Genomic DNA, 13,133 nt, shown 5'->3' on the forward strand with positions numbered 1-13,133 from the left:
CTTGGGTTCACCAGACTACAGGGGGATCGTACGGCATGATGAAGTATCGAGAAGCACTCATGACCCAGATTCACAGGCAGCTGGAGGCGTGGTTCGATCTCCCCCATGAAGAATTATACCGGTTTCTGCATTCCTTAAAAGGAACCTCAGGAACAATTGGACTCACCGATTTGTCCCAGCTGTCCCAGACGCTTCTGGACAAGCTGGAAGCGATGCCGCCCAAAAAGTGGCAACCTGCTGAGTGGCGTGAATTTTTGCTAGCGCTGATCACTTTATGCTATGAACAGCGCACGGAACAAGACCTGCTATTGGACAATCCGAACCATTCACGGGAAAACTGCTACGAAAGCCAGCCTCTCGTGTTGATATTAGATGATGATGTCACCTTATTGATGTATGTAAAAGAATATTTGGAGAAGCGCAACTGGTCCGTCATCGCTACCGTACATCCGCATAAAGCTTTGGACTATTTTCACGACATGAATCCCGACTGTCTCATTGTCGATCTCAACATCCCCGAAACAGGCGGCTTTCAAAACATGCAAACACTCGGCGAAAAGATCCGAAAACAATTTGTCCCGACGACGGTCATCAGCGTGAACAGTGAGCGCGAAACCCGGCTGCGTGCCTACCGCATGGGTGCCGACGATGTCATGTCCAAGCCACTTGATATGGAGGTGCTGGCCGTGCGTCTGGAACGTCAATTATACCGCAAGCGCTGGGTAAACCGGATCTTGTTTCTGGATGAGCTGACCGGCGCCTACAATCGCAATTTTCTGCTGGATACCTACCAGCGGCTGCTGGGCGATGCGATGCGGGCCGATGCTCCTTTGTCGCTCGCTTTTTTGGACATCGACCATTTCAAAAAAGTGAACGATACATACGGGCATCTGGTCGGGGATGATGTCCTGAGCCGGTTCGCTTCCTTTATCCAAAGCAGTGCAGCCAAGAACGACATCCTGTTTCGCTATGGCGGCGAGGAATTCATTCTCCTGATGCCGCAAACGGCGGTAGCAGAGGCGAAGCTGCGCATGCAGCAGATGCTTGACGAGTTTTGCACCCTGACCTTTGAATCCGCCAGCGGTCCCTTTTCCTTGAGCTTTTCCGCAGGCGTCGTACAAATAACAGATGCGGAAAAACCGTTTCCTTATTGGCTGGAGGTTGCCGATACTTCTTTATATAAAGCAAAAAGCTTGGGGCGCTGCCGCATCGAGGAAGCTGTTCTCTCCGAAACAGACGCCGCTCCACAAATCAAGCTCAAGGTGGCCATCATCGATGACGATCCGATGATTCGCACGATGCTGACCGAATCCGTGAAGGCCGGCTTTGAGGGCTGGATCCATGCCGATATTCAGGAGTTCCGAGACGGCGAAATCTTTTTCCAGGGAGATTGGCACCGGGGACCTGAGCCTTATCTCGTCATCCTGGATGGCATCATGCCGATGATGGACGGTCTGGAAGTGCTGCAGCGAATTCGCGCTTTGCCCAATAGCAAGCACTTTACCGTCATCATGCTGACGGGCAGGACCGAGGAACATGATATTGTCCGGGCTCTGCAGCTGGGAGCAGATGATTACATGACCAAGCCTTTCAGTCCTAAGGAATTGGAAGCACGGATCAAGCGGCTGGTCAAACGAATGGTTTAGGAGAACAAGTTGGAGTGAAGACTTATGGCGCATATATTACTTGCGGAAGACGAGCCTGTCCTGCGCATGCTGATCGGCGATACGCTGGAGGACGAGGGCCATCAGCTGGACATCGCCTGTGATGGAGAGGAAGCCTTGCAAAGGATCGAGCAAAGCCACTACGACCTGATCATTTTGGATTACATGATGCCCAAGCTGACTGGCTACGAGGTCTTGCTCCACATCAAACACATTCCGGAGAAAGGCAGCTGCAAAATCATGATCCTCTCCGCGAAAAGCCAGCATGCCGAGCAGGAAAAAATGCGTGCAGCGGGCGCGGATGCCTTCATTCCCAAGCCGTTTAGCCCGATGGAGCTGGTACGGGTCGTGGAGGACATGCTTTCATGAGCGAAATCAGGCAGATCTTGAAAAAAAGCATCACTCGCCGCTTCACTGCCATGATGCTTACGCTTCTGTCGCTTCTGGTTGCCGGGGCAGTCATCGTGCTGTACATGAACGACTCCTCCTTCTCTCAATATCAGACAACACTCAAAGCTTCCATGGAAAAGCGCGTGCTCGTGGAACAAATCGTCGAACACACGAACCAGATCTTTTTTCGTGCACGGGGCTATTACGCCTTTTTAAATCCGAATGAATACAACCAATTGTTCGTGGAAAAGCAAAAGCTGGAGCAGGCGATCGCCGCCTATAAAAAGCTGCCGCTCACCTCACAGGAGCAGGTCGTTGTCTCCTCGATCGAGTCGTTTCAGAGCAACTTTTTCACGAACATCTTTCCGCTGGCATCTGGGTACGCAAAAGCAGGAGATTACGAAGCGCTCCGTGCGTTTTCGTCGAGTGGCGTGAATCAGGAAGTAAATAACCTGATGAGCTATGCTGCCAACTACAAAAAGCAGAACGAGCAGCTGCTGCTGCAAGAAAACCGCACGCTGTTCGCCAATGTGATCAGCCAAAGCCAATGGTTCGTCCTCTACATCGTGGTCGTCCTCATCTTCTCCATCTGGGTAACGAGACGAACCACCCGCGATATCGGCGCCCCTCTCGAACGTCTTTCTGTAGAGGCAGATCGCTTTTCCCGCGGGGAGCTTCCCCATTTCCAAGACCTGCACCGCGTCGACGAAATCGGAAATCTCGCCCGCTCTCTCGACTATTTAATCCGGCAAATCCAGGTCAAGGAAGAAACCTTGATGGCACAAAATGAAGAGCTGCAAGCCCAGCAGGATGAGCTGATGATGCAGCAGGAGGAGCTGATGATGCAGCAGGAGGAGCTGCAGGAAGCACTCGCCAAGATGGAGGACAACGAGCGCTACCTGCAAAAGAGAAACCGGCTGATTCAGTCGCTTGCCAATACACTGGACAAGCAGGAGCTGCTGCAAAGCATTATCCGGAACATCGTCGAGGTGATGGATGCGGACAAAGGTGTCATCGTCCTGATGAACACCGATCAAGACGTCTCCAGCTTTGGTGTTTCGGAGCTGGGAGTGGATCAGTTTTTACGGGGACTTGATCACGGCCCGCTCGTTCGCGTACAGGAAACCCGGGAGCCCTACGTGCTTGTACGAGAAAGCACAGATGCCGAACGAGGCTACCAGGAAGCCTATTCGCAGACCTACGAGCTGTATCTGCCTGTGCTGCATGCCGATCAAGAGCTCGTCGCCTGTATCGTCGTCTCTCGCATCGGCCGTTCTCTCTCCCCTCAGGAGCAGCAAATGGCCATGGGACTTTCCGAGCAGATCTCGTTGTCTTTGGACAAGCTTGCCATGCACGAGGAGACGGAAAAGCAGCGCCAGATCACGCAAGATATGCTCGATACCATCCAAGAGGGCGTTCAGCTCGTGGACAACAATGGTGTAACGGTGCAGGTGAACCGTACTTTCCGCGAGCTTCTGCAGTTTGATCAGTGTCCTGCAGGTCAGCCGTTGGAGCTATCCGGATACTTCCGTCACATGGACGGCCTCATATGCGATCACCAAGAGCTCGTCGCTTTCGTGAAAACAGCGCTATCTGAAGATGGCACAGGCGGATTCGCAACCCATCTCATCGAGCTTACTCATCCGCACGTCCGGTACATCCAGCTGTATGCAGAGCATTTGTTCCGCGATCAGAAAAAATGGGGGACCCTGCTCGTCTACCGAGATATTACCAAGGAATACGAAATCGACCAGATGAAGTCGGAGTTCGTCAGTACAGTTAGCCATGAGCTGCGGACTCCGCTCGCCAGTGTACTCGGATTTGCCGAGCTGCTGCTGAACAAAGAGCTGAAGCCGGAGCGCCAGCAGCGCTACATGACCGCGATCTATCAGGAAGCGAAACGGCTGACAGCCCTGATCAATGATTTTCTCGATCTGCAGCGGATGGAATCGGGGCGACAATCCTATGAGGAAGAGCAATTCGCGATCGATCAGCTGATCAACTGGCCTGGGTCTATCCATCGTCCTGGAAATCGTGCGCGTCCATCAAGGTGAAGTCACCGTGGTCTCGGAGGAAGGGACTGGCAGTACGTTTACCGTCAAGCTGCCGTTGTCTGGCAGTCCTGGGTCAGCGGATCAAAACCGCCTCTCTCCCCCTTTCCAATCGATACCGCTACACCCGAATGGACAGATCGTCCTCATTGAAGATGACGCGAACCTGCTGGAGCTGTTACGTGACGAATTGGTGGGCTCAGGCTTTACGGTCTATCCTTTCTCCAAGGCCACTCCTGCCCTGTGGGCTTGCATCCACTGCCTTTTTCTCTCCCGATAAATTTCCAGAAAACTTCCCGTTATGTCTATGGGAAACTATGATTTTTCTGTATCGTACAAAATTGCAATAGGCCAGAAAATCTTGGTATATTCGCGGGCATTCCATCACACATTAATAGAGGTAAAAGTCCCCTGCAAAGGAGGAGTTCATTTGTATTTCTCTAAAAAAGCAATCGTTCCCGTCGAAGAAGAGGAAACAGATGTGTGGATGTGCAGCAATGATGGCTGTACGTGCTGGATGAGAGATAACTTTTCCTTTGACGAAAGCCCCAGCTGCCCATTCTGTCAGTCACAAATGGTGAAGGATACGAAAATGCTCCCCGTTTTAACAAATCATAGCAAGCGCCATTCCTAATTGTGCCTTCTCTTTTTTGCCTAGCGGGCCTACAATAAACTCATGACGTACGTTTGTTAGAGGAGTATGCCCATGAACCGAAAAGAGATGGAAGAACAAGTGATTCAAGCCTACCAGCGAGACGAGGGAATGATGATTCTCGTGTTCGCTCAGTGGTGTGTCAACCACGGTCTGGATGCACAGGAAATCTATCGTCGTGCCTATCCCGATCAGGCCTCAAACCCTTTGCTAGCACAGATGATGGAGAATACCGTCCCCAAAGAAGAAGCGGAGGAAATTCCCGATACCACCCTGCTCGGGGTTCTGTCCCTCTTTGGAAACGACGACTTGGCGTTTGTGGTCAGCGAAGAAATGGAACGGCTAAAAAAGCATAGAGGGTAAAGGAGCAAAGTCACACAAAACGGGTGTGGCTTTTTTCTTTGTTTCTTTTGCAACTTCCATGTACAGGTAAACCGTCTAATGTTTACATGCTTCCATACAAGTAAAATCAAATATAATTCTAAGAAACATTTTTTATCGTATAGGGATACGTCGGATATCCGCAGTGTCAGCCATTCGGAGTTTATTGTTTGAGCGATCGCAAGTCGACAAATATAAATGGAGAATGCTATGTATACGGATTCGAAAATCTTGAAGTCCTTGTTTTACATTCAGATGATTTCCAGCTTCTTGGTGGTAGTCGGACACTTTACTGCCTCCGTGCTTTACTTTAACGATCCTTTTTGGGTAGTCGCCTTAAATCAGATCAGTCGATACGGCACCGTCCTTTTGACGATCGCAACCGGCTATCTGACTGCCTACTCGTTTGATAAGAAGCAGCCCTCGTTTCGCGAGTTTTTCAAAAGCAAGCTGATCTACATCTTCATCCCGTTTCTCGTATCCGGGGTGCTCTACCATTACTTGCTGAAAAATGGGATGCCTCACACCGTGGGTGATATCGCCAACATTGTCCTGGGCAAAACAGGAGACCATCTTTACTTCGTGTTCATGATTTGCCAGTACTATGTAGTTGCCTACTTTTTACGAAATGTCATTACCAAGCGCAACATCCTTTACGTCATCTGGATCTTGCTCGCTGTGCAGTACGTCTACATCCATTACCTGCACCAGGGCTGGCTGGGCTTGACCACACGCCATATGCTTCCTACCTGGATCTTTACCCTGTATATGGGGCATCTGATCTACTGGTATCGGGAGTGGATCCTCACGTTTTTACGGAACAACCGCTCCATCCTCATGGTGGTGACCGGTGTTTCTACTGCGGCTGCGATCTATTTTGTCGTTTCAAGCAAGCTTTTTGTGGCTGTTCATCTGACATTTGTTTTTGCAACACTGCTTTCTTTCCTTGTGCTCATGGTCTTTTTCCTGGAGCTGGTCGACCATCTGCATATCAAATTTCGGAAGGGCCTCACCTACTTTATCTTCCTGTTTCACTCGGCATTCCTCATTTTGTTCAAAGACTTTTTCTATCAGGTCTTTGGCGAAGTATCCTGGATCTTTCAGAATACCTGGTACTCTCTTCTGTACCTGCTTGGAATTTTTGTGTGCAGCGCTCTCTTTTCCGTCCTGCTGGTTCAGCTGGTCAAGCGACTGGAGCGTGCGTGGGCAAGCATGGGGAAAATCCGGAGGGAAAGACTGCAATAACGAACTTATGCTTTACAGAAAAAAGGCCTCTCAGTCGAGGGCCTTTTTTTCGTGCATGCGTCCCATGGCGGGCTGGAACTGCATCGTAAACGTGGTGTTTTTTTCAGAGGACTCGCAGGTAATGGTTCCTGCGTGCCGCTCGATGATCTCCTTGCAGACGTATAGCCCAATCCCTGTCCCAAGCTCCTTCGTCGTAAAAAACGGCTCGAAAATAACAGAAAGCAGGTCAGGGGGAATCGGGATTCCGTTGTTCGAGATGGAGATTTGGGTGATGCCGTTGACTTGAGAGACACGTATGCCCACTACTTTTTGGCCTGACTTGCGGTAGAGGGCATCCAGTGCATTGGAAATGATGTTGATGAAGACCTGCTTGATCTCATCACGGTAGCCGGTCAGCTCGCACTCCGGGTCAATCCAGCACTGAATATCTGCATTGACGTCTACGATATTCGGGTACAAAAACGCCAGGATTTCTTCAAAGAGCTGCTGAATATTGAATACCTCGCTCTTTCGTGTGATGACCCCTTTTTTCGAGACCAGCAAAAATTGCGAGACCCGATAATTCAGCTGATGCAGCTCATTCACGATGATGTCGACGTACGGAAGATTCGGATGGTCCTCTTTCAGGAGCTTGGAAAACCCGATAATGGAGGTCAGCGGATTCCGGAACTCATGGACAAAGCTGGAAGCCATTTGTCCCAAAATCGTAAGGCGGTCTTTGTGAGAGCGCTCGATAAACAGCTTCTTTTCCGCCAAGTCGTTGTTTTTTAGCTCCGTATATTTCGATACGGCGTGTACCAGAAAAACATCAAAGCACTCGTTAATCTTGACGATTGCGGGTACCAGAATAGACGGTTCAAAGGATCCCTTCTGCAGCAGCTCCAGGATCAGGCTTCGTCCTAGGCAGACATTGTAAACAAAATCCCCGATATTGATGTCCGCCTGATTGCGCTCGTTGGCAACTTTAAACGCTAGCTGTTTAATATCCTCATGCGTAATTTGCTCGCGAAAATACCCGACCACCATTCTGTACATGGCCTGTCCGTTGAGATGAATAAAGCCTTTAAACTGATCGTGTTCGGAAGCTACTACTTGTTCTCGAAACGTCTCCACGATTGCTGTTTCATGCTCATCCAAATATGTAGTCAGTTCATTCATCTGCCACCTGTCCCCACTTCGCATGTACACGCATAATATTTGCAAACATTATACTATATCCTGCTTGTTTATTATCCAAATCTTTTGAGTTGTGGGCATTTTTCCTGTTTTCTCCTTTTCTCTCCCAGTTTTAGGAATGAAAAAGGAAGGCGATCACGAAGACAGCCCTCCCCTCCCTTGAAGACCTCCTCATTTTCCACAATCAGAAACGGGTTTCCCACGCCTATGCGCCTGAGGTTTTCCCCTCATCTTCATGTATGATCAAACGGCAAACGCTCTTTGCTACTCATCCCACTTTCTTACGTCCCGATCTGTTCGCGACTTTTGCTTCCATCCGCCCCACACACTCTCATGTAACCACGGCTTTCCAAAAGAAGGTTGTAGAGGCTTCATATGGACTCTTACCTTTGTCTGTTCAGAATTGCTCCCGCCCTCCTCTCCTTCTTTTAAAGGGATTGCCGTCTGAATGTCCGAAGGGGGGCGCAGGGAAGCATGCGAAGGTTTCCACGTTTGTTGTATCATTCGCAAAAGATCCTCTTCCTCATGGGACGAGTCTCCCCTTTGGCTCTCTTCCGGAGACAACAGCATTTGAAGCAACTCCCCCTTTTGTCTCCGTATCCGAAAGATCTCCTCCAGCACATTCTGCATTCCAGCTTTCCACTTCTCCAGTGCTTCTAGTTCTACATACTGAGCGGCTTGTAAACACAATAAAAGAACTCCCTCGGAAAAAGAGTCCGCCGCTGCCACTGCCTTGCCATATCTCTCCTCTACAGTGGGGGAAATGTTTGCGTATCGCCCGCCCTTGCTCCTGACCAGCAGACGAGGCAGCAGCCTCGTAAGCCGGTTAAGAGAGACCCCATGCAACGCAGCGATGGCTTCCAAGCAACGCTGTACCGATTCAAGCCAGTGGAAAAACAGAGGAGTCCCTTCTGGCGGGAACTGCCCTTTCTTTATTTGCTGGGTAAAACCTTTCATCAAGGCTGTCAATGCATTCTCTGCCGCGTGTTCGGCCTCGAACATTCTCCAAAAGCGATCTTGCTGCCCTTCCTCTCCTCCATTGCGGAGCCATTTTTGTACTTCTTTGTGGAGCCATTTTTGTACTTCTTTGTGGAGCTGCTCCGCTTGCTTAGTTGTCGCCATCGTCATTATCGACGTCATCGCCATCGCCTTCATCGCCGCCCTTTTGTCGCTCACTTTCCCTGACTTGGCTTTCCAGCTCCAAAATATTGTCGAGCTTGAATTGCGAAAGGATTTGCTTGCTGACGATACTCCGCAGCATCCGTTCCACGCTTTGGTTTACCCGAAGGAGATCTTCCAGACTAACATCGTCCTTTTCCAAAAAATGCTGAATTCTTTCACCCTCTGCGTTCATAATATGGGACAAACTGATTTCTTCCATGGCGATCGAGGCCAACAACAGATGAATGACGTCTTCTCGCTTCAGTGTAATGTTAGGAGTAATATCTGGAATATTGGATAGCGACATCCCTGCACCCCTCCATTTCTCAAAGTAAGTTTTAGCCACCAAACCCCTGCGACTTAATCATTGCGCTTGCGCACGCGCTGTAAAGTAGGCTTCGTTGTACACCACGCTGGGATGCTTGGGATTGTACATTTTGGCCAACTCATGATGAATCCGCGCTTTCTTCGGATCGCCCACGGCCGCCAAATACTCATGGAAAGCCCATGCCATTGAAAGCGGCAAGCTCTTCACACAAGCCGATTTCTGCGCAAGTACTGAACGGGCTTTCCCTCCTCATCCAATGTGAGGTGATAGGGCATGGAGACGGCGTCGTAATCAAAATCTTGCTGCTCCTTCAGGTGGTGGAAACGAGCACGGTCCTGCTCCTCCAATACGTCATCTGCGTACAGCCAAAGGATATAGTCCTTCGTGGCCTTTCCAAACGTAAAGTTGCGTGCAGCAGAAAAATCATCGATCCAGGCAAAATCGTAAACCGTGGCACCAAAGGTTCTGGCAATATCCTTGGTGTAATCGGTGGAGCCTGTATCCACGATGATCATCTCATCCACCAAATCCCGTACGCTCGTCAAACATGAACCAAAGTCCCCTCCTCGTCACGAACGATCATGCACAAGCTGATCGTGAACATGCAGACCGCTCCCTCCCCCCAAAACATTACTACCATCCTATTTCCACTTGCCTTGCAATATGTATCCCGGCATTTCATAAGGATAACCACGGAAGGAACGGTGAGAGGTTGATGACAGCTCCCTTAATCTCTCTGTGCATGATCGCCAAAAATGAAGCGGAGCAAATTTCGCTGGCTCTGCAAAGCGTGCTTCCCATCGTAGACGAGATCATCGTGGTCGATACGGGCTCGACGCATGCGGGGAGCATGGCCTGGTGTTGGCAGCTTCCACGCTTATTCTGCTCTCGCCCGCTGCATGGAGAAAATGGGCAAACAAAAAGAGGCACGCGTATACTCGCAACGCGCCCCGGCCTGACCACCTACAGCTGGAAAGAGCAGCCCCTGCACTGCGGACGCTTTCCCAACAATATTTTCGAGTGCCCTCCTTCCTCAACCGTTACCGTGTCAAGCACTTAGGCTGGTCCTCCCAAGAGATTCGCCATGAAAAGTAAGAATACCTGACACGAATCTACCTGATTTGGCGGTTTTTTTTTGAGAAAGAGAACTTGTAAAAAAACCAGACATTAATGTAAGATTATATAACATAAACATAACGTGTATTTACAGAGGGGAATGAGTCATGTGGGGTTATTACTGAAAATCGTCAACGCGTACAAAAATCCTTCCGCCAATGAGACCGCTGCAGAAAATCAGCTCTTGACCGACGATATTGTAGTGGCGACAGACAGGCTAGAATCCATCGTAGAGCGCATCTACAACGAATCCGGAAGAATCGAGAGGGCTTCGGGCAATGTACTGACGATGAGTGAGAGCATTTTGCGCAATCAGACAGAAGCTCTCGACGGTGTAGAGACCTTGACCCACTTCCTGCAAACGGTTCAGCACCGCGCTGAAGATACCTCTGCACAAGCGAAGACCATGCGCGAGACGAACGCCTCTCTGGAAGAAGACCTGCGCCATGCCACAAAAGCACTGGATCACACCAGTGAAACGTTTACCAGCCTGTTCGAAAATACGATGCGTACGACCCAATCCATTCACTTTCTGCTCGAGCAAATGAAACACATCGCGGAAATCCAAAAGCTGCTGAAAACGATGGTGGAAGAGACTAGTACACTGGCTATGAACGCCTCGATTGAAGCCTCTCACGCTGACACTACTGGCCGCAGCTTTGCCATCGTCGCAGACAGGATCAAAGAGCTGGCTGACCAAGGCAGGCGCAATCTCCTCGACATCGATCCCCTCCTCCACAACATCCAGAGTACCTCCCGAGAAGTCCTCACTGTCCTGGACAAAAATCGAAGCCTTATCGCAGCAAACAAGCAGGAGCTGGGGGACAGCCATCGTTTTCTAGGCCAGGTTCAAGGCCGTTTCGATGTCCTCGAACAAATTATTTCCGAGAATGAGACTTCTTGCCTCAAGCAGGTCGAGACTGTGCAAAACATGACCGGGCAGCTGTCGCATCTCCTGAACAAGTCAAAGGAAAGCACTCAGCTGGCTTCCGATGTACAGAGTATTTCTGCCAGTCAAAACAACATCGTCAGACAGCTGCTCGAAGCGAGTAAACATCTCACGGATATCTCCGATGAGTTTTCCGTAGTAGTCAAGCAGCACAGCGATCCTGCAGAGATTATCGACAATCCACAATTTACGATCGACACCTTCGCCCAATGGAAAAGCCAGATGGAGGCGTGGGCGAGCCGGGAAGACCTCCTGTGCTCCTCCCCAGATGCGCTACAGGAGATTTTTCAGGCATGGATGAGCGAAACGGCTGCGCTGGAGGCCATATGGCTCAACAATGCGGATGGGGATTTCCTGCACTCGCTGCCACCGGCTGGCATACTCAATGCCAAAAGACGCCAGTGGTTCACCGGCGCACTACAAGATGGTTTTTATATCTCCGCCCCCTACATTTCCGCTATCACCAAGCGACCGTGTGTCACCATCTCCACCTACCTCGTGGACAAGGACGGAACCTGCGGTGTGCTAGGCGCAGATATTCACTGCAACGTGATCGAAGAATAAGAAAAAACCCCCGCTTCTATCGTTTTCCTGCCAGATCAAATGGCATAGGAAACATGGCGGGGTTAGTTATTCACAGGCATTTGAGAAAATTGTGAATAAGTCTGAATTATCTGTGGGTATCAAGCAATACAGCTGTGGATAGTTTGTGGATGCCATTTTTTCGTTTTAGCCGGTATTTGGCGATTTCGGTACTAAAGTAACAGTTCTGCTGGCCGACTCCCAGGAAACTTCCCCGTTCAAGACTTCGGCAAGCTTTCTGGCTGCGGCGTAAGCGATCCCGTTTTCGATAGAAACATCCAGCAGCTGCCCGTTCACCGTCACCCTTTTCGTGTCAGCTTCCCATCCCACTACTCCCCCAACCGCCTCTGCAACCATCCGGACAGGCAAATAGGAGACACCAGCACGCAAAATCCCCTTAGCTGGAAGTGCCACCTGTATGTTACAGTAATCCACATAACCCTGTGGTTTTTGTGGATTACTTGTTAGTAAGCTGTGGATATCTTGTTTGAAACGATTCCATGCCTCTGCTGCTCCCGTACCAATCGTGCAGTTATTGGGGTACGCACTTAGCTGCTTTACCGCTTTCGGCGTAATGATGATTCCAGGTCTTGCCATCTTGTTGGTCAAAAGCATCTCCGTGATCTGCAGCATTCATTCTCCTTCTTTCTGCTTCATCGCGCGTTCGGTTTTTGCTTTCATCTCGGACTCTACCAGATTGGCGATCGCCTTGGGTACGGGCCAGCCTGCCCGTGCCGCATTGGCGGTCAGGCTGTTCCATGTGTGATAAATCAGCCCAAAGGTCACGCCATAAAAAAGAAACCCCGGCGTTGCCATCACCCTGTCCAAGAGGTTCGCCAGAGCAGGCAGAGCCAGGAAAAATAGCGTTCGCGGTATGCGGCTCAGTCCGTACTCGGAAGAATAGGTCTGGTCCTGTTTTTTGGCTGCTTGGATCCCCGTCACCCAGTCAAGGGCAATACAAAACAGGAGAACCACCAAAATATCCGTTCGCCCAGGTCCATACAAATAATGAAAGATAGGGGCAGTGATCGTTCCCGCTGTCGCTGCCCACCCATGTGACGGGGATGCTGCATGCTCCAAGATTTCTAGAAACTCCATGTGCTCATCTCCCTCCTCACCCCCTTGGGGTCAATGGATAAGTTGTTAATAAGTCTTTTCAGTGCAGGTTGAAGAATGTGGATTTCGGTGAAAAGAAATACCCCGGGGATGTCCCGAGGGTCGTTGGTGAATTATTTACTTTTCCATAGTGATGAAGCTCCAAATAATAAAGCTCCAGTGGCGCATCCTGCTAAGCGCTGTCAGCATTGGGCATCTCCTGCACTTCCCCACTTAGATTTACTGGCACAGAATCGATCGTACGACGTCCTAATGAAAGATTATCGGCAGGGGATGTTAGAGCGATTGATGGTAATCTATTATCCTCGTAATTAACTATTAC

The 13,133-nt window shown here is 50.0% G+C and carries 15 protein-coding genes and 1 pseudogene; 9 read left to right on the forward strand and 7 right to left on the reverse strand.

Translation table 11 applies throughout. The features are described from left to right. The first annotated feature begins 35 nt into the window (after nt 1–35). The 7 genes from EDM55_RS19680 (at nt 36) to EDM55_RS19705 (ending at nt 6,383) form a co-directional block, all read left to right on the forward strand. Nucleotides 36–1,646: a response regulator gene (locus tag EDM55_RS19680; protein ID WP_092273823.1), complete on the forward strand. Its 1,611-nt coding sequence runs from the start codon at nt 36–38 to the stop codon at nt 1,644–1,646. A 24-nt stretch (nt 1,647–1,670) separates the two neighbouring features. Then, nucleotides 1,671–2,033: a response regulator transcription factor gene (locus tag EDM55_RS19685; protein WP_092273826.1), complete on the forward strand. Its 363-nt coding sequence runs from the start codon at nt 1,671–1,673 to the stop codon at nt 2,031–2,033. Then, nucleotides 2,030–4,108 carry a histidine kinase dimerization/phospho-acceptor domain-containing protein gene (locus tag EDM55_RS19690; protein ID WP_246070886.1) on the forward strand — a complete coding sequence of 693 codons (2,079 nt, stop codon included), beginning with the start codon at nt 2,030–2,032 and terminating at the stop codon, nt 4,106–4,108. Before EDM55_RS19685 ends, EDM55_RS19690 begins: the two co-directional genes overlap by 4 nt. A 7-nt stretch (nt 4,109–4,115) precedes the next feature. Continuing rightward, entirely contained in the window at nt 4,116–4,385 is a 270-nt protein-coding gene (locus tag EDM55_RS31105; protein WP_246070896.1) for a response regulator, read from the forward strand. A 150-nt stretch (nt 4,386–4,535) separates the two neighbouring features. Beyond that, a complete protein-coding gene (locus tag EDM55_RS19695) occupies nt 4,536–4,739 on the forward strand; it encodes a cold-shock protein (RefSeq protein WP_092273828.1) in 204 nt (67 codons plus the stop codon). Nucleotides 4,740–4,811: 72 nt separating this feature from the next. Then, nucleotides 4,812–5,120: a protein YxiS gene (gene yxiS, locus EDM55_RS19700; RefSeq protein WP_092273831.1), complete on the forward strand. Its 309-nt coding sequence runs from the start codon at nt 4,812–4,814 to the stop codon at nt 5,118–5,120. Between the two features lie 228 nt (nt 5,121–5,348). Continuing rightward, entirely contained in the window at nt 5,349–6,383 is a 1,035-nt protein-coding gene (locus EDM55_RS19705) for an acyltransferase family protein (RefSeq protein ID WP_122961152.1), read from the forward strand. A gap of 30 nt (nt 6,384–6,413) precedes the next feature. Here the strand turns inward: EDM55_RS19705 and EDM55_RS19710 are convergent, their stop codons facing one another. The 5 genes from EDM55_RS19710 to EDM55_RS19725 form a co-directional block, all read right to left on the reverse strand. Then, the gene (locus tag EDM55_RS19710; protein WP_122961153.1) at nt 6,414–7,541 is read right to left on the reverse strand and encodes a histidine kinase N-terminal domain-containing protein; all 1,128 of its coding nucleotides are present in this window, start codon (nt 7,539–7,541) and stop codon (nt 6,414–6,416) included. Between the two features lie 282 nt (nt 7,542–7,823). Further along, nucleotides 7,824–8,699: a hypothetical protein gene (locus EDM55_RS19715; RefSeq protein ID WP_122961154.1), complete on the reverse strand. Its 876-nt coding sequence runs from the start codon at nt 8,697–8,699 to the stop codon at nt 7,824–7,826. Continuing rightward, nucleotides 8,668–9,027: an alpha-helical endospore appendage domain-containing protein gene (locus tag EDM55_RS19720; RefSeq protein ID WP_122961155.1), complete on the reverse strand. Its 360-nt coding sequence runs from the start codon at nt 9,025–9,027 to the stop codon at nt 8,668–8,670. The genes EDM55_RS19715 and EDM55_RS19720 overlap by 32 nt, the downstream gene beginning before the upstream one ends. Before the next feature lie 57 nt (nt 9,028–9,084). Beyond that, complete coding sequence (locus EDM55_RS30365; protein WP_170184367.1) at nt 9,085–9,234, reverse strand: hypothetical protein; 150 nt, start codon at nt 9,232–9,234, stop codon at nt 9,085–9,087. Nucleotides 9,235–9,251: 17 nt separating this feature from the next. After that, on the reverse strand, nt 9,252–9,593 hold the full coding sequence (locus tag EDM55_RS19725) for a glycosyltransferase (protein ID WP_307723923.1): 342 nt from the start codon (nt 9,591–9,593) through the stop codon (nt 9,252–9,254). Between the two features lie 170 nt (nt 9,594–9,763). Here EDM55_RS19725 and EDM55_RS31110 point away from each other — a divergent pair. Both EDM55_RS31110 and EDM55_RS19735 read left to right on the forward strand, forming a co-directional pair. After that, a pseudogene (locus EDM55_RS31110) lies at nt 9,764–9,892 on the forward strand (glycosyltransferase family 2 protein); the annotation flags it as partial. Between the two features lie 381 nt (nt 9,893–10,273). Further along, a complete protein-coding gene (locus EDM55_RS19735) occupies nt 10,274–11,677 on the forward strand; it encodes a methyl-accepting chemotaxis protein (protein WP_170184366.1) in 1,404 nt (467 codons plus the stop codon). A gap of 165 nt (nt 11,678–11,842) precedes the next feature. Here the strand turns inward: EDM55_RS19735 and EDM55_RS19740 are convergent, their stop codons facing one another. After that, entirely contained in the window at nt 11,843–12,328 is a 486-nt protein-coding gene (locus EDM55_RS19740) for a copper amine oxidase N-terminal domain-containing protein (RefSeq protein WP_092273851.1), read from the reverse strand. Continuing rightward, nucleotides 12,329–12,793 carry a phage holin family protein gene (locus EDM55_RS19745; RefSeq protein ID WP_092273854.1) on the reverse strand — a complete coding sequence of 155 codons (465 nt, stop codon included), beginning with the start codon at nt 12,791–12,793 and terminating at the stop codon, nt 12,329–12,331. Nucleotides 12,794–13,133 lie beyond the last annotated feature (340 nt).

This window comes from Brevibacillus centrosporus (genome assembly GCF_003710815.1).
Classification (GTDB): Bacteria; Bacillota; Bacilli; order Brevibacillales; family Brevibacillaceae; genus Brevibacillus; species Brevibacillus centrosporus.

Excerpts from the sequence above, each read along its gene's own strand:
- EDM55_RS19690 (WP_246070886.1), top strand. The coding sequence starts at position 2,030 with ATGAGCGAAATCAGGCAGATCTTGAAAAAAAGCATCACTCGCCGCTTC.
- EDM55_RS19745 (WP_092273854.1), bottom strand. The coding sequence starts at position 12,793 with ATGGAGTTTCTAGAAATCTTGGAGCATGCAGCATCCCCGTCACATGGG.
- EDM55_RS19740 (WP_092273851.1), bottom strand. The coding sequence starts at position 12,328 with ATGCTGCAGATCACGGAGATGCTTTTGACCAACAAGATGGCAAGACCT.
- EDM55_RS19685 (WP_092273826.1), top strand. The coding sequence starts at position 1,671 with ATGGCGCATATATTACTTGCGGAAGACGAGCCTGTCCTGCGCATGCTG.
- EDM55_RS19680 (WP_092273823.1), top strand. The coding sequence starts at position 36 with ATGATGAAGTATCGAGAAGCACTCATGACCCAGATTCACAGGCAGCTG.
- EDM55_RS19705 (WP_122961152.1), top strand. The coding sequence starts at position 5,349 with ATGTATACGGATTCGAAAATCTTGAAGTCCTTGTTTTACATTCAGATG.
- EDM55_RS19710 (WP_122961153.1), bottom strand. The coding sequence starts at position 7,541 with ATGAATGAACTGACTACATATTTGGATGAGCATGAAACAGCAATCGTG.
- EDM55_RS19720 (WP_122961155.1), bottom strand. The coding sequence starts at position 9,027 with ATGTCGCTATCCAATATTCCAGATATTACTCCTAACATTACACTGAAG.
- EDM55_RS30365 (WP_170184367.1), bottom strand. The coding sequence starts at position 9,234 with ATGGCATGGGCTTTCCATGAGTATTTGGCGGCCGTGGGCGATCCGAAG.
- yxiS (WP_092273831.1), top strand. The coding sequence starts at position 4,812 with ATGAACCGAAAAGAGATGGAAGAACAAGTGATTCAAGCCTACCAGCGA.
- EDM55_RS19715 (WP_122961154.1), bottom strand. The coding sequence starts at position 8,699 with ATGACGTCGATAATGACGATGGCGACAACTAAGCAAGCGGAGCAGCTC.